The sequence below is a fragment of the Kribbella sp. NPDC054772 genome (assembly GCF_053611945.1).
This window is the reverse complement of sequence record NZ_JBSHBJ010000002.1, coordinates 472965-496033: the sequence shown is the minus strand read 5'-3', so window position 1 is coordinate 496033 and position 23069 is coordinate 472965. Positions and strand designations below refer to the sequence as shown.

The window sequence follows — 23069 nt, the reverse complement described above, 5'->3', positions numbered from 1 at the left end:
GACAAAGACCTACAGAAGTTCTTTGTACTCCGATTCGGCGCTATCTCCCAGCACCTAGCAAAGAAACGGGAACTTTTTGCCTGCGATTCACGGGGAGATCGTTCAGTCGGTCGCTTGTTCGGTGCCCAGGGATTGACCGCGGAGCAGGAACCAGGCGGCGACCGCGGTGGCCAGCAGGACGACGGCGCCGACGCCGGCGGCAGTCGCCACGCCGTTCGCGAAGGACTGCCGGGCAGCGTCGAGCAGAGCGGCCGCGGCGTCCGGCGGAAGGTGGGCGGCCGCTTCGACCGCTCCGCCCAGCGACTCGTGCGCGGTCGTAGGCGTCCCCGCCGGACTCGGGAAGTTGCGATAGATGCCGGTGACAATCGACCCGAGCAGCGCGATACCGAGCGCCGTACCGAGCTCGTACGCCGTCTCGGACACCGCTCCCGCAGCGCCGGCCTCCTCCTTCGGTACGGCGGCGAGGATCACGTCGGACGTGACGGTGAACGAGAACCCGGCACCGGCACCGACCACGAGCAACGCCGTACCCAGCAGGGGATAGCCGGTCGAGTGACTGATCGTCGTCAGCGAGGCGAGCGCCAGCCCGATCGCCGCCAGGCCACCGGCCACGACCGCGCGCACCGAGAAACGTCGTGCGGCCCGACCCGCGAGCAGCCCGGCGACCACCGATCCGATCGCGGCCGGCAGCTCAGCGAGCCCGGCCTCGATCGGCCGGAGATCCCGCACGAGTTGCAGGTACTGCGACAGGAAGAAAATAAGACCCGACAGTCCGAGAATGGTCAACAGATCGGCCAGCACGGCGCTACTGAATCCGCGACTCCGGAACAACCGGAGATCCAGCAAGGGAATCGGCAGTCGGCGCTGCCGCCGGACAAATCCGTACAACGCGAGCGCGCCGACGAGCGCCGAACCGAGCGATACCCAGGCAAATCCGTGGGCCGCGAATTCCTTGATCGCATAGACCACGCCGATCATTCCGGCCATCGACAGGACGACGCTGATCAGGTCCCACGGACCCGGGTTCGGATTGCGTGATTCCGGCAGCAGTTTGGCGCCGACGACCACCAGGATCGCCATCACCGGCAGATTGATGAGGAACACCGAGCCCCACCAGAAGTGCTCCAGCAGGACCCCGCCGACGATCGGTCCGACCGCCATCCCCGCCGAGGCGGCCGCGCCCCAGATACCGATCGCGAGGCTGCGCTCGCGGGCGTCGACGAACAGGTTGCGGATCAGGGCGAGCGTGGCCGGCATCAGCGTCGCGCCCGCGACACCGAGCAGCGCCCGAGCGACGATCATCAGCTCCGCCGAACCGGCGTACGCGTTCAGCACGGAGAGTGCGCCGAACGCCGTCGCGCCGATCAGCAGGATGCGCTTACGGCCGATCCGGTCGCCGAGGCTGCCCATCGACACGAGCAGTCCGGCGAGCACGAACGAGTACGCGTCGCCGATCCACAGCAATTGGGTGCCCGACGGCTGCAGATCCTCGGTCAGGAAGGGCGTTGCCAGGCCGAGCACGGTCGCGTCCACGGCGACCAGGAGCACGGCGAGAACGAGGACCGAGAGCGCCATCCAGCGCCCCGACCGCGACATGGTGCCGGCCCCCTGTAAGTCCTTGGGTGAAGTCTTGGGTGAGATCTGTTGCGTCATTCGTTTCTCCGGACAGCGCCGCCGAGCAGCAGCTCGGCGATATTCGGTGTGAAGTCGTTGCGGGCGACCCGGCCTTCGACGACCGCCCAGGCGCCGGAGACCAGCAGGCCGTACAGCGCTTCGGTCAGCCAGACGGGGCTGAGGTCGATCCGGAACTCGCCGGTTTCCTGGCCGCGGCGGAACAGTCCGACCAGGCGGGCGTCGATCCGGGCCCAGCCCTCGTTCTGCTCGTCGCCCTCGAAGAGCTGGTTCTCGGAGTACAGGAACGCGAGCAGTCCGGCGGCCGGCTCGATCTCGCGCACCAGGCGGCGGAACGCGTCGGTGGCCGGCCCGTCGTCGACGGCGGCGTTGTCGATCGCGGTCTCACACTCGGTGATCCCGAGCTCCTCGAGCGCGCGCACCAGCGCGTCCCGCCCGGCGAACTGCCTGTTCAGCGTGGCGCGGCTGATGCCGGCGGCCCGCGCGACCTCGTCCATCGTTGCGGTCGCCTTGCGCATCAGCAGGCTCGCGGCGGAGCGCAGTACCTGATCTCGATCAACAGCCATGAGGCAAGTATAGCTCATGTGAGACATCAGTGTCTCATGATCTCCGATGCGACTACGGTCTGCGCATGGATGTGGACTGGGGTGCAGAGGTGGCCGACCAGCTCGACACACACTGGCGGGAGCGCCTCCGCCCGCGGCTGGACGGGCTGACTGACGACGAGTACTTCTGGCAGCCGTTGCCCGGTTGCTGGACGGTCAGCCGGCGCGGCGAGAGTTCGGCGCCGATCTCGTTCGGATCGGGCGACTTCACGATGGACTACGCCGAGCCGCCGCACGACCCCGAGCCGGTCACGACGATCGCGTGGCGGATCGCGCATCTGATCGGCGGGCTGGCCGCCACGAATGGGCGGTACTTCGGGGGCGAGGAGTCGATCATCGACACCTACCCGTACGCCGGGACCGCGGGGGAGGCGCTGCGGCAGTTCGACGTGGAGTACGCGGCCTTCGTCGACGGCGTCCGTCGGCTCGGTACGGCGGGACTCGGCGAACCGCAGGGGTATCCACCCGCGTTCGCCGACGCGCCGATGGCGAAGAAGATCCTCTACTGCAACGTCGAGATCGTCCATCATGGCGCGGAGATCTGCCTGCTCCGCGACCTTTATCTCCACAACCATCTGGACCACGCGGCGGGCTAGCCGTGCAGGCAGTATGCGGTATACGATCTGATGGACGCTCCAGGATGTGACCTGCCGAACGGTGGTTTCGATCGGCACCGGATACACTTGGTGCGTTTGAGGAGGGGAGTATTCCTCTCGGACCCCGCCCTCGCGGTGCGGGTCCGACACGGCAGTGTCGTCATCACGGGAGGCCTGGGCGGCCGAACCGGTGCTGCCGGCCCGTTCCGGTCGAGTCGGCCGAGCGGGTGGGAGAGACCTCCGGACCACGCTAGCGGTACGCCGACGTCCGGAGGTTCGTCATGGTTTCAGTCATGCCACCCGTTGTCTGGGTGCTGACGATCGTCGGGTTGCTCGCGATCGTCGCGTTCGACCTGGTCGTCATCGCGCGCCGGAACCACACCGTGACGATCAAGGACGCGACCCGCTGGGTGCTGTTCTACGTCGGTCTGGCCGGGCTCTTCGCGCTCGGGCTGTTCCTCTTCAGCCCGGGACAGTCGGGCAGCGAGTTCGTCGCCGGCTACATCACGGAGTACAGCCTGAGCGTCGACAACCTCTTCGTCTTCGTGATCATCATGGCCCGGTTCGCGGTCCCGAGCCTGGCGCAGGACAAGGTGCTGTACATCGGCATCGTGGTCTCGATGCTGCTCCGGGCGATCTTCATCCTGGCCGGCGCGGCGGCGATCTCCGCGGCGAGCTGGGTGTTCTACATCTTCGGTGCGTTCCTGGTGTACACCGCGATCCGGCTGGCGCTCGAGGGCGAGAACGACGACGCCGACTTCCAGGAGAACGCCGTACTGCGCGGGCTCCGCAAGGTGCTGCCGATCTCGCACGACTACGACGGCGCCAACCTGACGACGCGCGGCGACAACGGCAAGCGGCTGCTGACGCCGCTGGTGATCGTCATCTCCGCGATCGGGATGGCGAACGTGATCTTCGCGCTCGACTCGATCCCGGCGATCTTCGGGCTCACCCAGGACGCCTACATCGTGCTGACCGCGAACGCGTTCGCGCTGATGGGGCTGCGGCAGCTGTACTTCCTGATCGGCGGCCTGCTGGAGCGGATCGTCTACCTGAACGTCGGCCTGTCGGTGATCCTCGCCTTCATCGGTGTGAAGCTGATCATCGAGGCGCTGCACGGCTCGCACATCGACGACATCGGCGCGATCCATTTGCCGCACATCGGGATCCTGACCTCGCTCGGCTTCATCGTCGGCACGCTGTTCGTCACCACGGTCGCCAGCCTGATCAAGTCGTCGTACGACAACCGCCGCGCCGAGGTCCGGATCAACGTCGAGGACTGACCCGGACCTGCGCCACTCACCAACCCTGCCGAACCGCCGCGGCTGACGCTGCGGCTAGTCGGTCGAGTCGACGCTGGACGCGGTTGGTGAGTGTTGGCGGTCCGCCTTCGCCGCTCGCGCGGACGTGAGGCGCAGGAACAGTGCGGGGATCGGGGTCAGGATCAGGCCGGACGCGAGCAGGGCGCCGCGGAGCGACGTGCGGCCGAGGGCGCCCAGCGGTGGGCCGCCGGCGACCTGACCGATCGCGTTCGCCTGGGACACCATCGAGATCACCGTCGCCCGCCAGCGGGAGTCGACGTGCCGGTTCAGCCAGGCGGACTGGATCGGGTGCGCGAGCGTGTCGCCGATCGTCCGTATCCACATCGCGGCCAGTGCGAGCCAGAGGTTGCCGACCAGGGCGAACGTGATCACACCGATCACCTGCAGAAGCGCGAGCGTCGCGAGGATTCCGGTCGGATGGGTCGCCTGCAGGCGCTCGGGGGAGAACCGGTTGAGCGCGACCGACGTGGCCAGCGAGAGGACGGTGCCGGCCAGCGCGAGGACGGTGAACCAGAACGCCGGGTCCGACGTACCGAACACGGTCGGGAAGGTGAAGGTCAGGATCTTCACCGACCACAACCGGTCGAACGCCTCACTCGACAGGCCGGCGATCAGGCTGATGATCACCAGCGTGCGTACGACGGGACGCCGGCGGGCCGCGTCGAGGCCGCTCTTGAACGTGTCCGCGAGGTGCCGGAACGTCTCGCGCTCCTCGCGTGGCGTGCGGTGGAAGTTCTGCTCGCGCATGAACACCGCGAGCAGCAGCGCGAGCAGGATCATGCCGGCGCCCGACAGCTCCATCGGTAGCGGGAGGCTGATCAGCCCGAGAGCGCCGGCCGTGACCGTACCGGCGATCGTCCCGCCGAGCTCGAACTGCTGCGCCCGGACGAACACCCGGCCGGCCCGCTCGGTGCCGATCTCGTCGGTGATCCAGGCCTGGTCGGCGCCGGAGGTGAACGTGTAGCCGATTCCCCACAGCACCTGGGCGGCGAGGATCGCCACGAACGCCGGCACCAGCCCCTGGAGCAGGAATCCGGCACCGATCAGTACGAAACCGATCACGATCGAGAGCCGGCGGCTGTACAGGTCGGCGACGATCCCGGTCGGGATCTCGAACAGGAAGCAGGCGAGCTCCAGGGTGGTCCCGACCAGGACCATCTGGAGTGGGTTCAGCCCGGCGTCGCGGACGTAGTACACCGCGCTGAGGGTGAAGGACAGGGCGAAGAGGAACGACCAGGCGGCGTTGTAGACGTAGTACGTCCGGACAGGGTCGGCGGACCGAAGGGCAGGCATTGTGGGGTGCTCCCGAAAGCGTGTGCGGGCAGGACGAAGCGCGACCGGGGTGTATGAGCGCGGTCAAACGCTTGACGTGGCGCACGCGCCGGGGCCGGACAGTGCCGGTGCCGCGGGGTGCGCGTTCAGGAGCGAGTTCGCATGGCGCTCAGAGTAGGCGAGTACCCGGCGCGTCTGCCTCCGAATTACACACCTGTCCTTGCTGATCAGGGGTAGTATCGAGAGTGCCTGGCCCGGCCGTTCCCCCGTGATGGTCGGGTCAGGTTCCTCCCTGACCCCGGACAGGCTTCCGGTACCGCGACTGCCGCTCGACAATCCGGTACCCAACGCTCTCGTACAGCGCCACGCTCCCGGTCGGGTTCTCCAGCACGGTCCACAACGATGCCCGCCGTACGCCGGACCTCCACAACGCGGCGTGGTTGACGCGCAGCAGCGCCGACGCCAGCCCACGGCGCCGCCAGTCCGCCCGCACGCCGACCCACGGAGTGTCGTCCCGGCCGCTGACCACCCAACCGGCCAGCCGGTCCCGGTCCCAGGCGAGCGACCACAGACCGTGGTCCGGAAAGTCGTCGGCCGCATCCCGCTCGAACTCCTCGAACGAGTCCTGCACATACCCGAGCGAACTACCGCCGAACACCTCCGCGTTCGCCGCGAACACCGCCCGATGATCCGCCGCCGACGCCGGCCGCAACTCGACCCCCGCGGGTAATCCGGGCACCGGTGAGTCGCCCAACGCCATCGTCATACGCACTCGAGTGAACGCCACCCGATAACCGGCCGCCAGCACGAGCGCCACGTCCCGGTCCGAGACGGGGTTGGTCCCGAACATCGGCGTACCCGGGTATCCGGACGCATGCTCGCGAGCCTGCTCCTCCTGCCACGCCAGGATCCGCCGCCCATGTCCGCGCCCCTGATACTCCGGCGCGACACCGCCCGTCAGTAGATACAGCCGAGTGCCGTCCGCCTCGTCCCACCACCGCATCCCGGTCCACCCAACCTCAACCCCACCAACAACCACCCGCCCATCCCGCACCACAAGCCCCATGCCTCACTATCCCAAGCTGACACGATGGCGCGTTCGTGGGCGGTCACGCGGTTCGTCCCGGGACGACCGCACGAGGACGACGCCCGGGCGCAGCTGGCCGAGATCAGGTCTTGACATAAGGCGTTGTGGGCGGGTTGACTGCCATATAGTTAACGGCAGAAATAAATTGTGGATCGGTCCGGTGTCGGTGGCTCAGAGCGACTCCGGGCTAGGTCGAGGTATGCCCGGATCCGGTGGTCAGCCACCGGATCATTCGGCGTTCGGGGATCCGGTAGTTGCTGGGGGCAACGCCGGAAAGCCCTTGTCTGCAAGGGATCTGGGCGTCTCGGTCACCGTCCGGTATCGACCGGCGCGGTAAGTCTTCCGCTGTCCTGGGATCTGTGTCATTCTCCGGGATAGCGAAACCCGAGATCCTATCGGATATCGGTTCCACTCCAGCGCGTGAGGGAAAGGATGCGGAGTGAGCGCAACCTTCGAGGTGAAACCGGCGCCGTCGGCACCGGCGCCGCGGGCGGCGGACGGGGCCGTCCGGAGACCACCGCGAACGAGTCGCCGGACCCAGGCCCGGCGCAGTCTGCGACGGCACTGGCAGCTGTACCTGCTGGTCGTCGTACCGCTCGCGTACTTCGTGATCTTCAAGTACATCCCGATCGCGAACGCGGTGATCGCGTTCAAGAACTACAGCCCGGTCAAGGGCCCGTGGGGCAGTGACTGGGTCGGCTTCCGCAACTTCGAGCTGTTCTTCGCCAACCCGGTGTTCTGGACCCTGGTGAAGAACACCTTCCTGTTGTCGGTCTACACCGTCCTGGCGAGCTTCCCGATCCCGATCATCCTGGCGATCGCGCTGAACGAGATCCGCAACGGGCGGTTCAAGAAGCTCGTGCAGCTGGTGACGTACGCGCCGTACTTCATCTCCACCGTCGTGGTGGTGTCGATGACCATCCTGGTGCTGTCGCCGCGGCTCGGGTTCGTGAACGACGCGATCGGCCTGTTCGGCGTACCGCAGATCGACTTCCTCGGCCGGCCGGACTACTTCCGGCACATCTACGTCTGGTCGGACGTCTGGCAGACCACCGGGTACTCCGCGGTGATCTACCTGGCCGCGCTCGCCGGGATCGACCCGGCGCTGCACGAGTCGGCGCGGATCGACGGCGCCAGCCGGCTGCAGCGGATCCGGCACGTCGACCTGCCCGGGATCATGCCGACCGCGGTGATCATCCTGGTGCTCGGCGTCGGCAACATCATGTCGATCGGCTTCGAGAAGGCGTTCCTGCTGCAGAACCCGCTGAACACCGCACAGTCGGAGATCATCGCGACCTACGTCTACAAGACCGGTCTGCTGAACGCCGACTTCAGCATGGCGACCGCCATCGGGCTCTTCAACTCGGTGATCAACCTCTTCCTGCTGCTCGGCGTGAACTTCGCCGCCAAGCGCATCACCGGAAACGGACTCTGGTCATGAGCGTGACACTGCAAGGATTCCGGCGTACGGCGGCGCGCAAGCACGAATCGCAGCGCACGACGATCGAGGAGACGCGCGCGGACAAGATCTTCCTCGTCGGCGTGAAGATCATGCTCTGGCTGGCGCTGATCGTGGTCGCCGTACCGCTGATCTACATCGTCGCGAACTCGTTCAGCAGCCCGTCGGCGGTGAGCGCCGGCCGCGTGCTGCTCTGGCCGATCGAGCCGAGTATCCGCGCGTACAAAGAGGCCTTCAGCGATCCGTTGATCATGAAGGGCTACCTGAACTCGTTCATCTACGCGATCGGCGGGACCCTGATCAGCGTCACGCTGACGATCGCGATCGCGTACCCGCTGTCGCGCCGGACGTTCTTCGGCCGGAACGTGATCATGAGCGTGCTGATCTTCACGATGCTGTTCTCCGGCGGTCTGATCCCGACGTATCTGGTGGTCCAGGACCTCGGGATGCTGAACACCCGCTGGGCGATGGTGATCCCGAGCGCGATCGGGGTCTGGCAGGTGATCATCGCGCGGACGTTCTTCCGCTCGACGATCCCGGACGAGCTCTACGAGGCCGCGACCATCGACGGCGCCGGCGACCTGCGGTTCCTGTGGTCGATCGTGCTGCCGCTGTCCAAGCCGGTGATCGCCGTGATCGCGCTGATGTACGCGATCTTCCAGTGGAACAGCTACTTCGACGCCCTCATCTACCTCAAGGACCCGGGTCTGTACCCGCTGCAGATCGTGCTGCGGAACGTACTGATCCTGAACACCCTTACCGGGTCCACCACCACGACGAGCCTGGCGCAGCAGCTCGAACAGCAACAGCTGGCCAACGTCCTCAAGTACGCGCTGATCGTGATCTCGAGCCTGCCCGTACTGGTCATCTACCCGTTCGTCGCCCGCCACTTCACCAAGGGCGTGATGGTCGGCGCGGTCAAGGGCTGAACGCAGCCCATTTCAGAGAGGAACACCGCAATGCGCTCATCCGTGAGCAAGGTCGTCGCGCTGGCAGCCGCCGGCGCCCTGGCCCTGGCCGCCTGCAGCTCGGACAAAGGGTCCAAGGGTGCGGCGAACGAGACGTCGGCCGACGGGAAGGTCGTCATCGACACCTTCACACCGTCCGACCAGAGCACCAACATGGACACCAACCAGGTGACCAAGATCATCAGCGACAAGTTCAAGATCCAGTTCCGCTGGCAGACCACGACGTACGACGCCGGTCCGGCCAAGGAGAAGCGGCAGATCTCGCTGGCCAGTGGCGACTACCCGGACCTGTTCTTCCTGATCCCGTGGGTCGACGCGTTCACCCAGGCGGAGGTGCTGAAGCTCGGTCAGCAGGGCGTCGCGGTGCCGCTCGAGGACCTGATCAAGGAGAACGCGCCGAACATCCAGAAGGCGCTGGACTCCAACAAGGAGTACAAGGAGATGTCGACCGCGCCCGACGGTCACATCTACGCGCTGCCGCAGTGGGCGGACTGCTTCCACTGCACCTACCCGGACAAGCTGTGGATCAACAGCACCTGGCTGAAGAAGCTCGGTCTGCAGGTGCCGAAGACCACCGACGACCTGCGTAAGGTCCTCGAGGCGTTCAAGACCAAGGACCCGAACGGGAACGGCAAGGCCGACGAGATCCCGATGACCACCGACGTCCAGGACAGCAGCCTGATCGCGTACCTGATGAACGCGTTCGCCTACGACCCGGTCGGTGCGAACAACGGCGTCCGGTCGCTGATCACGCTGAACAGCGACAAGGTCGTCACGCCGGTCACCTCGGACCAGTGGAAGGAAGGCCTGAAGTACATCCACGGGCTGTACAAGGACGGGCTGATCGACCAGGCCGCGTTCACCCAGAACGCGCAGGCGCTGCAGGCCCAGGGCAACAACCCGAAGGCCGTCGTACTGGGCTCGGTGCCGGTGCTGTGGCCGGGCATCTTCGTGCAGCTGGACTCGAAGGACGGGCGCGACAAGCAGTACGACGCCGTACCGCCGCTGACCGGTCCGGAAGGTAAGAGCTACACCGGCTACAACCACCCGACCTCCACCGGATACACGTTCATGCTGACGAACAAGGCCAGCAAGGAGGCCCAGGTCGCGGCGATCAAGATGCTGGACTGGATCTTCAGCGACGAGGGCCAGATGATCTCGAACATGGGTCCGGAGAACGTTGGCTGGACCAAGCCCGCCGCCGGTGACATCGCGCTCGACGCGAACACCAAGGCGATGTACAAGCCGAAGCAGGACGCGCCGAAGAACATCAGCTGGGGCGCCCTCGGCCAGTACAACAACACGCTGGCCTACCGGAACGCGCAGGTCGTGCCGAAGGACATCTACACCGGCGCCGGACTGGAGCGGCGGCTGTTCGAGGCCACCAAGCAGTACGAGGGTCACGAGGACAAGGCGCAGTGGTTTCCGGGTACGTCGGTCTGGCCGGACCCGAGCCTGAGCGGTGAGCTCGCGACGCTGCAGACCAACCTGAGCAACTACGTGAACCAGAACCAGCTGGCGTTCATCACCGGGTCGAAGAACATCGACACCGACTGGGACGCGTACGTGAAGGGTCTGGAGAGCACCGGGATGCCGCGGTACCTGGAGATCAACCAGCAGGCCTACGACAAGTACAAGAGCGGGAGCAAGTAACTCTCCATGTCTGTACCGATGCCACGCCTCCGGCGCGGCGGGTCATGGGGCTGTAACTCCCGGCCTTCCCTCGTCGCTCCGGTCGCTGCGTTGGATGCCGCGCTGGCGCGCGGCAGGTCGCGGGGTCTGGTTCCCGGTCTTCCCTCGTCGCTCCGGTCGCTGCGCTCCCTGCGCTCCTCAGTCCAGACCGGGGACCCCGCGACCGGGCTCCCTCCGCTCCTCGGTCCAGGCCGGGAGGCCCCATGACCGACGAACTGTGGTTCCGCACTCCCGCACCGGACTGGTTCGAGGCGTTGCCGCTGGGCAACGGGCACCTCGGCGCCAAGGTGTACGGCCGGGTCGCCGACGAGCGGATCGCGCTCAACCTCGACGACGTCTGGTCGGGAGACGGTCCACGGCAGCTGACCGTCACGGACGGTCCGGCGGTGCTGGCCGACGTACGCCGGTTGCTGCTGGCGGACCGGGATCAGCTCGCGGCGACCGAGCGGACCCGGGCGTTACAGGGGCCGCTGGTCGAGTCGTACCAGCCGCTGGCCGATCTGGTGATCCGGTCGGTGGGTACGGCGACTGATTACCGTCGCGGGCTGGATCTCACGACCGGTATCGCCGGTGTGGAATACACAGTGGACGGCACCCTGTTCCGGCGCGAGACCTTCGTGTCCGCGCCGGACCAGGTGCTGGTCTGGACGATCACCTCCGACCGGCCCGGGGCGATCGACCTCGATCTCGGGCTGGAGAGTCAGCATCCGGTGCGTGTGGAAGTTGCCGATGGCACCTATGGTGTCGTCGGGCACGCGCCGTCCGACCTGACGATCGAGTACCGGGACAGCCCGGACCCGATCCGGTACGAGCAGGGGCGTGGCATCGGCTTCGGTGTCGCGCTCCGAGCGTTCTCCGACGGCGGGTCGGTCACGACGTCCGCCGCCGGTGTCGCGGTCCGCGGGGCTTCGCGGGTCACCGTGACGCTGGCGGCGGCGAGCACCTTCGCCGGGTGGTCCGTGCCGCCCGGCCGGGAACCGTTGGTGGCGCTCGGCGAGGCGGTCGCGATCCTGGATGCGGTTGCCGTGGACAGGCTTCGGGAGCGGCACGTCGAGGACCACGCCGCGCTGTACGGGCTGGCCGCGCTGGAACTCGGCGTACCCGTGGATCTGCCGACCGGCGAGCGGATCAAGGCGGTCGCTGCCGGTGGCAACGATCCGGATCTCGTCGCGCTGGCGTTCAACCTCGGTCGCTACCTGTTGATCGCGTCCTCCCGCCCGGGGACGCAGGCGGCCAATCTGCAGGGCATCTGGAACCAGGACCGCCGGCCGATGTGGGCCAGCGACTGGACCAACAACATCAACACCCAGATGAACTACTGGCTCGCCGACCTCACTGGGCTGAGCGAGTGCTTCGACCCGCTGACCGATCTGCTCGAGGGTCTGGCCGAGTCGGGCGCCGAGACGGCGCGGATCCTGTACGACGCGCCGGGCTGGGTCTCGCACCACAACTCCGACATTTGGCGCGCGACGTGGCCCGTCGGTGAGGGTGGGGACGATCCGGTCTGGGCGATGTGTGCGACGTGTGGGGTGTGGCTGACGGCGCACCTGATGGAGCATTACCGATTCACGCTGGATGCGGACTTTCTGCGGGAGCGGGCCTATCCGGTGATCGCCGGCGCGGCGGAGTTCGTGCTGGCAATGCTGGTGGAGGACGACGATGGCGTGCTGCAGTTCATTCCGTCGACCGCTCCGGAGCATCATTTCGTGTTGCCCTCCGGCGAGAAGGCATCCGTCGATCTCACGTCGACGTACGACATCTGGCTGATCCGCGAGCTCTTCGCGAACCTGGCCGAGGCGGAACGCGTACTGGGGCTCTCGTCGTCGCTGGCAGAACGCGCGGCGGCGGCGCGGGAGCGGCTGCCTCAGGTGCAGGTGACTCCGGACGGGCGGCTGCACGAGTGGCCGACGGACTGGGAGCCTTCCGAGATCCATCATCGTCACCAGTCGCATCTGTACGGCCTGTATCCCGGTGCGGAGATCGATCCGTTGCGTACGCCGGAGTGGGCCGCGGCCGCCCGTACCTCGTTGGAGACGCGGACCGATGGTGCTGTGAACGGTGGTTGGACGGCCGCGTGGTTGGTGGCGCTGTGGGCGCGGCTCTTCGAGCCTGCTCGCGCGGTCGCGGTGATCCAGGACTATCTGAGCCGGTTGGTATCGGACAACCTGATGTCGCGCGACGGTGACATCTTCCAAATCGACGCGAACTTCGGGATCACCGGGTGCATCCCGGAGCTGCTGCTGCAGAGCCACACCGACGTGATCCGGGTGCTGCCCGCGCTGCCGGCCGAGTGGCCGGACGGGGCGTTCCGCGGGTTGCGGGCCCGTGGCGGGCTGGTGTTCGACGTCTCCTGGCGTGACGGTGTGCTCACCGAGGCCGTCGTACGGGCGTCGGTCGCAGGAACGTATCGGATCGCGCTGCCCTCGGGAGAGCGGGCCGTCGAGTTGGCGGCCGATCAGCAGGTGGACCTGGTTAGGACTGCCTAACCAAAGTTGTTGTAGGGTCAACCTCCGTGAAGAAGCTGATCGGGATCGTCGTGTCGGCCGCCGTACTGGTGCTGGCCGGGTGTGGTGGCGGAGACGCCAAGAACGCGGACACCGGGGTGGGGGACAAGGAGGTCGCGACCGGCGGGCGGCTGTTCTCCACCGCCGACACGGCGACCGCCAAACTCGGCTCGGACGCCGCGGCGGGCGCGTTCCCGCGGACGGTGACGCACGCCCTCGGCGAGACCAAGCTGGAGAAGAAGCCCTCGCGGGTGGTCGTGCTGGACAGCGGCGAGCTGGACGACGTGCTCGCGCTCGGGATCACGCCGGTCGGGATGGCGACGACCGCGGGACAGAGCGGCGTACCGTCGTACCTCGCGGACAAGGCGCAGGGGATCAAGACCGTCGGTGGGATCAGCCAGCTGAACCTCGAGGCGATCGCCGCGCTGAAGCCGGACCTGATCCTCGGCAGCAAGCTGCGCGCCAACGACCTGTACGACAAGCTCAGCGCGATCGCGCCGACGGTGTTCAGCATCCGGCCCGGGTTCCCGTGGAAGGAGAACTTCCTGCTGGTCGCCGACTCGGTCGGTGAGGAAGACAAGGCCACCGGGCTGCTGAACGACTACCAGAAGCGCGCCGACGAGGTGAAGTCGAAGGTCCAGGGATCGCCGACGATCTCGCTGGTCCGGTTCCGTCCGGGCGAGATCCGGCTGTACGGCAACCTCTCCTTCATCGGCGTGATCCTGAAGGACATCGGGCTGCCGCGGCCGAAGGTCCAGGACGTGCAGGACCTCGCTGTCGAGGTCTCCCAGGAGAACATCGGCCAGGCCACCGGCGACTGGATCTTCTACTCCAGCTACGGCAAGCCCGACACCACGGACGAGAACAAGGTTGTCAACGGCAACCTGTGGAAGACCCTCCCCGCGGTCAAGTCCGGCAAGTCCGCCCGCGTGGACGACGAAGTCTGGTTCCTCGGCCTCGGCCCCATCGGCGCCATGGCAGTCCTCGACGACCTACAGAAACTCCTCGCCGCGCAGAGCTAACACCGCACGCAGCGTCACGCGCGCCAACTCCCGCAGTACGCCGCCTGCTGGCTTGGCGCCGGCTCGACCGCGGACCCCGCCACTCACCAAGGCGACCGACACGTCGTCACCCACGCTCAGAAAGGACCGCGCAGGCGGGAACCAAGAACCATTGTGAGTGCTGGCGGTCCGCCTTTGTGCGACGCGCTCGAGGAGGCTGCGGTCGGCGGGGACATTGGTCGCGGGACTCGTCTCGGGGATCAGCCGTGGGAGCGGGGTCGTTGGTTGTCGAGTCGTGGTGGGTGGTTGGTGGGGCGGGCTTCGAGTCGTGGGGTTTGGTTGGTGGATTGCAGCCTTGGCTCACGACTCGGCGGCGGTGGGGTCAGGGGTTAGGGGGAGTAGGCCTTTGGTGGTGAAGATTTGTTTGGCTACGGCGATCGCGTTGATGGCTCGGGGGAAGCCTGCGTAGCCGGCGGTGTGGATGAAGGTTTCGACGATTTGTTCGGGGGTCAGGCCGACGTTCAGGGACGTTTGGATGTGGACCTCTAGCTCGCGTTCGCAGCCGCCGAGGCCGGCCAGGATGCCGAGGGTGATGAGTTGGCGTTGCTGGGGTTCGAGGGCCGGGCGTGAGTAGAGGTCGCCGAAGCCGAAGGCGACGATGTGGTGGGCGAGGGCCGGGGCGATGTCGGCGAGGCTGTCCATGACGGCCGGCGCGCCGCCGCCGTCGATGCTGGAGAGGACCTCGTGCCCGCGCTGGTACCGGGCCTGTTCTTCAGGGCTGTTGATGTCGGGAGCCGTCATGCACCCGACGCTAACCCCCGATCAGTCCGTGACCCGTCCGCGATTGGTGACGGGGACGTGGGGTGCGTGCTGCGTGACGGCGGTGACGAGCTCGTCGTACGGGAGGGTGCGGCCGAGGACCTCATGCGTGCCGGGCCACGGGCAGGACGGGCCCCAGGCCTTGGTACTGCGGGGGAGCGCCTCCTCGTCGAGCAGCATCACGACGAGACGCGGCTCCCACGTCTCCTCGCCCTCGCCGTTCACGCCCTGGCGTTCCAGTCGGCAGACGCCGCGGATCTCGCCCCAGGGGATCGTGCGTGGTTGCTCGCCGCCGAGGTAGATCCCGTCGTCGTCGACGGTCAGCAGTACGTCGTCGTTGTCGTCCTCACGCCGCTCCTCGAGCGCCGTGATCGCCCCGACCAGGAGCAGGATCGGGAGACCGACCGCGAAGATCAGCGGGGTACCGCCCCACGCCAGCCAGACCGCTTCGAGTGGTTCCCGGATCGACGCGCCGCGCAGTGTCTGAACGATCACGATGCCGAGCGTGAGCGCCACCATCAACGCGAAGATCACCGTGCCGAGCGCGAGCGCGGTCCGCGTCGTGCCAAGGCCGCGGCTCTTGACGACGAACGGTTCGGTGATCTGCGCGGACGCCATACCCGCATTGTGGTTGGTGTCACCCGCAGGCACCAGCCCTCTCACGCCATCCTCATCACGCCGTCCGCATCACCGCGGCCTCATCATTCCGGTCCGGCCGGTCGTCCGTACGGATGAAATCGCGGTACTTGACCGGGCACGGGCTTTGGTCCGGGCCGGGTGTCCGCAACAATCGCTGCATGCCGGACCGCCAGACCGCTGTCGCCACCCGTAAAGCCGCGCCGTCGCGGACGGGTTCGCGGCGCCGTAGGAAGGGTGGGGCGTGGCGGCGTGGGCGGGTGATCGCGGTGCTGGCGATCCTGTCGGCGCTGCCGCTGATGTTCCACCGTTACGTTCCGAACTCGGTCGGCAACCTCGGCAGCCTGCTCGACACGTTCCTGCCCTGGGTCGGTCTCGCGGTGCCGGTGCTCGGAGTGGCCGCGCTGGTACGGCGATCCGCGATCGCCGGCGTCGCGCTGCTGGTTCCGCTGCTGGTCTGGAGCCTGATGTTCGGCGACCTGCTGGTCCCGGGCAAGGGCGGCGGTGGCGCGTACGACCTGCGGGTGCTGACCCACAACGTCGACGCCGCCAACCCGGCCCCGAAGACCACCGCGCAGGACCTGCTCGCCGCGAATGCGGACGTGATGGCGCTCGAGGAACTCACGTCAGCGGATCTGAAGGTCTACAAGGCCGCATTCGCGAAGAAGTACCCGTACGAGGTGTCCCGCGACACGGTCGCCCTGTGGTCGAAGTACCCGGTGGTGGAGACCAAGTCCGTCGACGTCGGCTTCAAGTGGACGCGGGCGCTGCGTGCCGAGGTCAGCACGCCGGAAGGCAAGGTGGCCGTGTACGTCGCGCATCTCGCCTCGGTTCGGGTCGGCACCAGCGGGTTCACGTCGGATCAGCGCAACGACACGATCAAGGCGCTCGGCCGGCAGATCGCGAGCGAGAAGCTGGCCGGCGTGATCGTGATGGGCGACTTCAACGGTACGGCGAACGACCGCAGTCTCGCCCCGTTGACCGCCGGTCTCCGGTCGGCGCAGGGCGCGGCCGGTACCGGGTTCGGGTTCACCTGGCCGTCGAAGTTCCCGATGGCGCGGATCGACCACATCCTGGTGCGTGGCGTCACTCCGACGAAGGCCTGGGTGATGAGCCCGACCGGGAGCGATCACCGCCCGGTCGTCGCCGAGCTACGTATCTGACGCGATCCCCTTGCGGTACGCGTACCGGACCGCTTCCGCGCGGTGCCGGGCGCCGATCTTCGCGAACGTGTTGTTGATGTGCGTCTTCACGGTCGCCTCGCCGATGAACAGCTGCTCGGCGATCTCCTGGTTGCTCAGTCCGCGCGCGATCAAGCGCAGTACCTCGGTCTCCCGGGCGGTCAGGCCGGCGGTCTCCTGTTCGGGTGTCGTCAGGCCGGCCACCAGCCGTTTGGACACCTCGGGATCGAACGTGGACTGCCCGGCCGCGGTGGACCGCAGCGCGGCGCCGATCTCGGCGCGGCCGGCGTCCTTGGTGAGGTAACCGCGCGCCCCGGCGCGGAGCGCGTTCGCGATCGACGCGTCGTCGGCGTACGTCGTCAGCACCAGCACCGCGACGTCGGGGAAGTCGGCGGTGATCTTCGCGGTCGCCTGGATTCCGTCGAGGACCGGCATCCGCAGGTCCATCAACACGACGTCCACGTTGCCCCGGGCAACCAGGTCGACGGCCTCGACACCGTTCGCGGCCGCGCCGCCGACCTGGACGCCGTCGATCAGCTCGAGCAGCGCGACCAGCCCTTCGCGGACCACCTGCTGGTCGTCCGCCACGATCACCCGAATCGGGTCAGACATCTCGCACCTCCGCCACCACGAACCAGTCGTCGCCGTCCGGTCCCGCCGTCAACGTCCCGTCGACAAGGGCCAGCCGCTCCCGCATCCCGGCCAGCCCGAACCCTTCCCCGTCAGTCGCACCCTTGTTCCGGACCGACGCCCGTACGCCGTTCTGGTACGTCAACTGCATCTCCACTGCCTGACCGGGCGCGTGCTTGGCCGCATTGGTCAGCGCCTCGCGCACTGCACCGAGCACAGCGACCGTGACACCGGACTCGAGCTTCACAACCGGACCGGTGACTGTGAGCCGAACAGGCGTGCTGTGGTCCTTCTCGTGCTGCTCCGCGAGCGCAGCGATCGCCTCGGGCAGGGCCGGCGCCACATCTGCCCGTAGCGCGGCGACGGCGTTCCGCGACTCTGCCAGGCCCTGTACGGCGAGTCTGCGCGACCGACGTACCCGCTCGAGCGCACCGGCCGTGTCACCACGCTCCTCCAGTAGCGCCTCGGCTACTTCGAGCTGAACGCTCAGTGCGCCCAGCGAGTGTGCCAGTACGTCGTGGAGGTCCCGTGCGATCCGCCCACGCTCCTCCAGCGCGGCGGCGCGGGTGTGCTCGCTCTGCGCCAGTCTGGTTTGCTCCAGCAACTGCTCTGTCTGCCGCGCCTGTACCTCGTACTGCCGCCGGTTCAACCCGAATGCGACCAGTACTGCGGTCCACAACAGCTGGGTGAAGTACCAGGTGTCGGACTGGTCGAACAGCCAGGCCGACACCGCATAAGCGGCTGCCACGCACACACCGGCCGCGATGATCGGCCGATTGCCGTGCCGGCGGAACTCCAGGACAGCGATGTCGGTGATCGCGACCAGCACCAGCACCAGCGCGTTCGACTGCGGGTACCCAGCGATCAACGCGCTACCGGTCGCGACAGTCGTCAGCAGCACCAGCGAGAGGTACGGGCGCTCTGCCATCAGCACCGACCCGATGGCGAAGACGACGAACCCGGTGCACAGCACCACCCACACCCAGGCGTCAGCGGGACGCGCTGTCGCCAGGACTGCGACCGCCACTCCACCTGTCAGCACCCGGCCGACCCAGCCGCTCTCTCCGTGGGGCCGGGAGGGGAGGACCGCCGCCAGCTTCGTCAGCAGGCTCACTGGGTGCTGTACTCCTCTGCGTCGCGGTGCGCCTTGCCCTGGATGATCAGTGACTGCGTCAACAGGTTCGCACCCATCGAGACCAGCAGTGCGCCGCCTCCGGAGACCGATGCCCCGAGCAGGTGGCCGACGCCGGCCAGTCCGAGCCGGATGACCAGGTAGGCCACCATGATGCCGAGTCCGGGCATCCCGAGCCGGAAGAAGACCTTCCCGGCGCGCCGCTCGACCTGAGCGACCCGTCCGGAGGCGACCCCGGCGACCAGGGCGATCGCGGCGCCGATCACCAGCAGGACGACGTCGACCACGCCGAGGCCGGTGTGCCGGTCGTACAGCTGGTAGACCCCGACTCCGATCAGCACGACCGGACCGCGCCAGACGTCGGTGTCGGAGTTCTCCAGCTCGGACCAGGACAGCCGCCGGGCGAGGACGACGACCACGACGGCGATCACGACGACTGCGTTGGGCACGGTTCCGAAGCTCATGTCACGGACGGTAGGTCCGGCGCACCCTCGGTGAGGACCGACCACGGGTGGAGATCCAGGTGGAGACGGTTCGCCGGGTCGCCGCTCAGATGGTTGAAAGAGGGAGTAACCTTCCTGACCGGTAACAACACGATCTGTCATAATGATCAGGCGATCCGGAGGGCGCATGCTTCCGCAAGAATCCATCCTCAGACTGGATGCCACGGCGATCGACTACGTCATCATCGCCCTGTACTTCGTCTTCGTCCTCGGCATCGGGTACCTGGCCAGACGCGCGGTCTCGAGCAGCCTGGACTTCTTCCTGTCCGGCCGGTCGCTGCCGGCCTGGGTCACCGGCCTGGCGTTCATCTCGGCCAACCTGGGCGCGATCGAGATCATGGGCATGTCGGCGAACGGGGCGCAGTACGGCATGCCGACCGTGCACTACTTCTGGATCGGCGCGATCCCGGCGATGCTGTTCCTCGGCGTCGTGATGATGCCGTTCTACTACGGCTCCAAGGTCCGCAGCGTGCCGGAGTTCATGCTGCGCCGGTTCGGGAAGCCCGCGCACCTGGTGAACGCGGTCAGCTTCGCCCTCGCCCAGGTGCTGATCGCCGGCGTGAACCTGTTCCTGCTGGCCACCATCGTGAATGTGCTGCTCGGGTGGCCGATCTGGGTGTCGGTGATCGTCGCCGCGGCCATCGTGCTCAGCTACATCACACTCGGCGGTCTGTCCGCGGCCATCTACAACGAGGTGCTGCAGTTCTTCGTGATCGTCGCCGCGCTGCTGCCGCTGACCCTGGTCGGCCTGCACAAGGTCGGCGGCTGGCAGGGCATGGTCGACAAGGTGACTGCCTCGCCGGGCGGCGGCGAGCAGATGTCGGCCTGGCCGGGCAACGCGCTGAGCGGCTTCAACAACAGCTTCCTGTCGGTGATCGGCCTGGTCTTCGGTCTCGGTTTCGTGCTCTCGTTCGGCTATTGGACGACGAACTTCGTCGAGGTCCAGCGCGCGATGGCGTCGAAGAACATGTCGGCGGCCCGGCGGACGCCGATCATCGGGTCGTTCCCGAAGATGTTCATCCCGTTCATCGTGATCATCCCGGGCATCATCGCCGCGGTCGTCGTACCGGAGCTGGCGCAGTTCAAGGCCAACGGGAGCGGCGAGGTCGACTACAACGACGCATTGTTGCTCCTGATGCGTGACTTGCTGCCGAACGGCATGCTCGGCCTGGCGATCACCGGTCTGCTGGCGTCGTTCATGGCCGGTATGGCGGCCAACCTGAGCTCGTTCAACACGGTCATGTCGTACGACATCATCGAGCGGTACGTCATCAAGGATCGGCCGGACGACTTCTACCTGCGGACCGGGCGCTGGGTGACCGTGGCCGGCACGCTGATCGCGATCGGCACCGCGGCGATCGCCTCCGGCTACAGCAACCTGATGGACTACCTGCAGCAGCTGTTCTCGTTCTTCAACGCACCGCTGTTCGCCACCTTCATCCTCGGTATGTTCTGGAAGCGGATGACCGCGACGGCCGGCTGGATCGGCCTGGTCAGCGGTACGGCGACCGCGATCACGGTCTTCATCCTGTCCGAGAACGGCGTCGTCAACCTGCCCGGTCAGGGCGCGAGCTTCGTCGGCGCCGGGGCCGCGTTCGTGGTCGACATCGTGGTGAGCGTGCTGGTCAGTCTGGTGACGATCCCGAAGCGGGATACCGAGCTGATCGGGCTGGTGTGGTCGCTGACGCCCAAGGAGCAGCGCACCGAGGTGGCCGTCGCCGGCGACGGCGGCTGGTACCGCAAGCCGGTCCTGCTGGCCGGGATCTCGCTGGCGCTGACCGTCGTCCTGAACATCATCTTCGCCTGACTAGGAGCTCTCCATGGCAGACAACAAGAAGGCCGGAGCGTTCGACATCCGGATCGTGATCGCGGCCCTGGTCGGGATCTACGGGCTGGTGCTGACGATCCTCGGCATCGTCGAGAAGCAGGCCGAGATCGACAAGGCCGCCGGGATCAACATCAACCTCTGGGGCGGCATCGGGATGCTGGTCTTCGCCGCCCTGTTCGTCACGTGGACCCGCCTGCGTCCGATCGCCGTACCCACCGAGGACGAGCAGGCGGAGCAGTAACCCCAGCCACCGACGCCTCGTTGTGGGACCAATAGACCTACTGGTCCCACAACAAAGGACGTCGCATGGTCAGGCCGGGAACCCTCTCCAGACGGGCCTTCCTGGCTCGGGTCGGCATCCTGGGAGCGGCGGCCGGGGGCGGCGGGCTCCTTGCGCGCAGTCTGCTCGCCCCCGCCGACGCGGCGGCCAACCCGGTCCTGCCGCCGGCCGTCGACCTGATCCGGCCGCTCCTCGCGGACCTCGCGCGGGACACGTTGAACGGGCTGACGGTGTTCGCGATGCCCGGTCCGGACGCGTACTCGCGGACCCAGGGCACGCCGAGTTCGACGCCCGGCGCGATCGAGGCCGGTGCGACCGACTTGATCATCGACTCGCTCGACAACTTCGTGCCGTTCCCGGACGAGATCGCCCAGCCGATCGGGGCCGCCCTGGTGACCGGCCTCGCTAACTCGCGGATCGAGCTGCCCGGTCTCGACGTGCCCCCGGTCCGCCTGCACACGCTCGACGAGGCGCTCGCGGCGTACCTGCGCAGTGACGAGGCGCTGCCGCTGTCGTTCCCGATCGCCGGCCTGCTGAACCTGATGGCGACCCAGGTGAACCCGCTCGCGGTGAACGGACCGCACCTGTCGCCGTTCGCCCGGCTGTCGTACGCCGAGAAGGCACGCGCGTTCGAGCTCATCGAGAGGACCGACGCCGACCTGGTCGCGCTGCTCGACGTGCGACTGCCGGAGCCGTTGAAGGAGTCGGTGTCCGAGCTGCTCAAGTTCGTCGGCGGTGCACTGATCGAGTTCGCGACATTCGGTGCGTACGGCGAGTCTGCGGTCTACGACAAGGTCTCGCGCACGGTCGAGGGCTGGGACGACTTCATCGGCTACTACCAGGGCCGTCGGAAGGTGCATGACTGGACAGCTGTGGTGTAGGCATGTCCGTTTGACGAACATCGGCGTCCGGTCGGATCCTCCCGTCCGGACGCCGGCGTTCGTAGGCTCGAAGTACCCGATCAGGAGGAACTTCGAGATGACGATCACCTCTGACAAGCCCGAGCTCTCGACGCTCGCGCAGCAGTACGCCGAGGACGGCTTCGTCCTGGTGAAAGGCCTGCTCAGCAAGGAAGAAGCGGCGCACTACCGGCAGCGCAGCCACGATCTCCTGGCGCGCCTGAACCGCTCCGACGACCCCACCTGGGGTGCCGCGCGGGACATGACCGAGGCGCCGACGAAACTGCAGCACCTGCACGACGCGCAGTTCTACGACGCCGAGTTCTCGAAGCTGCTGGTGGACCCGCGGTTCACCGACGTGGCCGCCGCGGTGATGGGCGTGGACGACGTCCAGCTGCATCACACCAAGCTGTTCGTGAAGCCGCCGGAGAACGGTTCGCCGTTCCCGCTGCACCAGGACCACCCGTTCTTCCCGCACACCTATCACCGGGTCGGGGCGGCGATCTTCCACTTCGACGACGCGCCGGAGGAGAAGGGCTGCGTGCGGGTGATCCCGGGCAGCCACAAGGACGGGCCGCGCGAGCACAGCCCGGAGGGCTCGTACCACCTGCTGGAGCCGTCGTTCGACGCGGCGACCCCGCAGCCGGCCGAGGCCGGTGACGTGCTGTTCTTCACCTACCTGACCGTGCACGGTTCGGGCGTGAACGTCAGCGAGGAGCCGCGGACGACCTGGCTGATCCAGTACCGCGACCCGTCGGACCCGCCGACCGTCAAGACGCACGAGTGGTCGCTCGGTCAGGGCATGATGCTGCGAGGAGTCGACCCCACCGGCAGGAGCGCTGTTTGAGCCTGGAGTCCGTCGCCACGGCGGATCGGTTCGGGGGGGGGGCGCGGCCGGGGGGCGCCGCCGGGGGCGCGCCCGGGGGGGGGGGGGGGCGCCCCCCCCGGTTCGGTGGGATCAGCTCCCGAGGATTCCTCCGCCCAGCACGCCGAGCAGTCCGAGCAGGGACAGCAGGTTGCGGA

21 protein-coding genes are annotated in these 23069 nt (G+C 67.4%); 12 read left to right on the top strand and 9 right to left on the bottom strand.

Features of this window, described 5'->3' with window-relative positions; all coding sequences use genetic code 11:
* Positions 1–102: 102 nt before the first annotated feature.
* Together ACWGID_RS05140 and ACWGID_RS05135 are read right to left on the bottom strand one after the other, a co-directional pair.
* The gene (locus ACWGID_RS05140; RefSeq protein ID WP_452194576.1) at positions 103–1596 is read right to left on the bottom strand and encodes an MFS transporter; all 1494 of its coding nucleotides are present in this window, start codon (positions 1594–1596) and stop codon (positions 103–105) included.
* Positions 1597–1649: 53 nt separating this feature from the next.
* Complete coding sequence (locus tag ACWGID_RS05135; RefSeq protein WP_452194574.1) at positions 1650–2198, bottom strand: TetR/AcrR family transcriptional regulator; 549 nt, start codon at positions 2196–2198, stop codon at positions 1650–1652.
* 65 nt (positions 2199–2263) lie between these two features.
* Between ACWGID_RS05135 and ACWGID_RS05130 the strand changes: the two genes are divergently transcribed.
* Both ACWGID_RS05130 and ACWGID_RS05125 read left to right on the top strand, forming a co-directional pair.
* On the top strand, positions 2264–2833 hold the full coding sequence (locus ACWGID_RS05130; protein WP_452194572.1) for a DinB family protein: 570 nt from the start codon (positions 2264–2266) through the stop codon (positions 2831–2833).
* Between the two features lie 293 nt (positions 2834–3126).
* The gene (locus ACWGID_RS05125; RefSeq protein ID WP_452194570.1) at positions 3127–4116 is read left to right on the top strand and encodes a TerC/Alx family metal homeostasis membrane protein; all 990 of its coding nucleotides are present in this window, start codon (positions 3127–3129) and stop codon (positions 4114–4116) included.
* A 54-nt stretch (positions 4117–4170) separates the two neighbouring features.
* Here the strand turns inward: ACWGID_RS05125 and ACWGID_RS05120 are convergent, their stop codons facing one another.
* Entirely contained in the window at positions 4171–5448 is a 1278-nt protein-coding gene (locus ACWGID_RS05120) for an MFS transporter (RefSeq protein ID WP_452194568.1), read from the bottom strand.
* A gap of 259 nt (positions 5449–5707) precedes the next feature.
* Positions 5708–6493, bottom strand: a complete 786-nt coding sequence (locus tag ACWGID_RS05115; RefSeq protein WP_452194567.1) for a GNAT family N-acetyltransferase — start codon at positions 6491–6493, stop codon at positions 5708–5710.
* A gap of 460 nt (positions 6494–6953) precedes the next feature.
* Here ACWGID_RS05115 and ACWGID_RS05110 point away from each other — a divergent pair, with 460 nt between their 5' ends.
* From ACWGID_RS05110 to ACWGID_RS05090, 5 genes are all read left to right on the top strand, one after another.
* Positions 6954–7955: an ABC transporter permease gene (locus tag ACWGID_RS05110; protein ID WP_452194565.1), complete on the top strand. Its 1002-nt coding sequence runs from the start codon at positions 6954–6956 to the stop codon at positions 7953–7955.
* On the top strand, positions 7952–8902 hold the full coding sequence (locus tag ACWGID_RS05105; RefSeq protein WP_452194564.1) for a carbohydrate ABC transporter permease: 951 nt from the start codon (positions 7952–7954) through the stop codon (positions 8900–8902). Before ACWGID_RS05110 ends, ACWGID_RS05105 begins: the two co-directional genes overlap by 4 nt.
* Positions 8903–8932: 30 nt before the next feature.
* Positions 8933–10594, top strand: coding sequence for an ABC transporter substrate-binding protein (locus ACWGID_RS05100; protein ID WP_452194563.1), 1662 nt, complete (start codon positions 8933–8935; stop codon positions 10592–10594).
* A gap of 242 nt (positions 10595–10836) precedes the next feature.
* Positions 10837–13119, top strand: coding sequence for a glycoside hydrolase family 95 protein (locus ACWGID_RS05095; protein ID WP_452194562.1), 2283 nt, complete (start codon positions 10837–10839; stop codon positions 13117–13119).
* Between the two features lie 26 nt (positions 13120–13145).
* On the top strand, positions 13146–14159 hold the full coding sequence (locus ACWGID_RS05090) for an ABC transporter substrate-binding protein (protein WP_452194560.1): 1014 nt from the start codon (positions 13146–13148) through the stop codon (positions 14157–14159).
* A gap of 339 nt (positions 14160–14498) precedes the next feature.
* Here the strand turns inward: ACWGID_RS05090 and ACWGID_RS05085 are convergent, their stop codons facing one another.
* Both ACWGID_RS05085 and ACWGID_RS05080 read right to left on the bottom strand, forming a co-directional pair.
* Entirely contained in the window at positions 14499–14939 is a 441-nt protein-coding gene (locus tag ACWGID_RS05085; RefSeq protein WP_452194559.1) for a carboxymuconolactone decarboxylase family protein, read from the bottom strand.
* 21 nt (positions 14940–14960) lie between these two features.
* Positions 14961–15575, bottom strand: coding sequence for a hypothetical protein (locus ACWGID_RS05080; protein WP_452194557.1), 615 nt, complete (start codon positions 15573–15575; stop codon positions 14961–14963).
* Between the two features lie 179 nt (positions 15576–15754).
* Here ACWGID_RS05080 and ACWGID_RS05075 point away from each other — a divergent pair, with 179 nt between their 5' ends.
* On the top strand, positions 15755–16756 hold the full coding sequence (locus ACWGID_RS05075) for an endonuclease/exonuclease/phosphatase family protein (protein WP_452194556.1): 1002 nt from the start codon (positions 15755–15757) through the stop codon (positions 16754–16756).
* Here the strand turns inward: ACWGID_RS05075 and ACWGID_RS05070 are convergent.
* Genes ACWGID_RS05070 through ACWGID_RS05060 form a run of 3 tightly spaced genes read right to left on the bottom strand, consistent with a single transcriptional unit; the run spans position 16745 to position 19000 of the window.
* The gene (locus ACWGID_RS05070; RefSeq protein WP_452194554.1) at positions 16745–17386 is read right to left on the bottom strand and encodes a response regulator; all 642 of its coding nucleotides are present in this window, start codon (positions 17384–17386) and stop codon (positions 16745–16747) included. The two genes, ACWGID_RS05075 and ACWGID_RS05070, sit on opposite strands and share 12 nt — an antisense overlap.
* Positions 17379–18518 (bottom strand): sensor histidine kinase, encoded by a 1140-nt coding sequence (locus ACWGID_RS05065; RefSeq protein WP_452194552.1) that lies wholly within the window; start codon positions 18516–18518, stop codon positions 17379–17381. Before ACWGID_RS05065 ends, ACWGID_RS05070 begins: the two co-directional genes overlap by 8 nt.
* A complete protein-coding gene (locus tag ACWGID_RS05060) occupies positions 18515–19000 on the bottom strand; it encodes a hypothetical protein (protein ID WP_452194550.1) in 486 nt (161 codons plus the stop codon). The genes ACWGID_RS05065 and ACWGID_RS05060 overlap by 4 nt, the downstream gene beginning before the upstream one ends.
* A 166-nt stretch (positions 19001–19166) precedes the next feature.
* Here ACWGID_RS05060 and ACWGID_RS05055 point away from each other — a divergent pair, with 166 nt between their 5' ends.
* The 4 genes from ACWGID_RS05055 to ACWGID_RS05040 all read left to right on the top strand — a co-directional run bounded on the left by ACWGID_RS05055 (position 19167) and on the right by ACWGID_RS05040 (position 22893).
* The gene (locus tag ACWGID_RS05055; protein WP_452194548.1) at positions 19167–20846 is read left to right on the top strand and encodes a sodium:solute symporter family protein; all 1680 of its coding nucleotides are present in this window, start codon (positions 19167–19169) and stop codon (positions 20844–20846) included.
* Between the two features lie 13 nt (positions 20847–20859).
* Positions 20860–21108: a hypothetical protein gene (locus ACWGID_RS05050; protein ID WP_452194546.1), complete on the top strand. Its 249-nt coding sequence runs from the start codon at positions 20860–20862 to the stop codon at positions 21106–21108.
* Between the two features lie 65 nt (positions 21109–21173).
* Positions 21174–22028: a hypothetical protein gene (locus tag ACWGID_RS05045; protein WP_452194544.1), complete on the top strand. Its 855-nt coding sequence runs from the start codon at positions 21174–21176 to the stop codon at positions 22026–22028.
* A 97-nt stretch (positions 22029–22125) separates the two neighbouring features.
* Positions 22126–22893: a phytanoyl-CoA dioxygenase family protein gene (locus ACWGID_RS05040; RefSeq protein WP_452194542.1), complete on the top strand. Its 768-nt coding sequence runs from the start codon at positions 22126–22128 to the stop codon at positions 22891–22893.
* Positions 22894–23069: the final 176 nt, after the last annotated feature.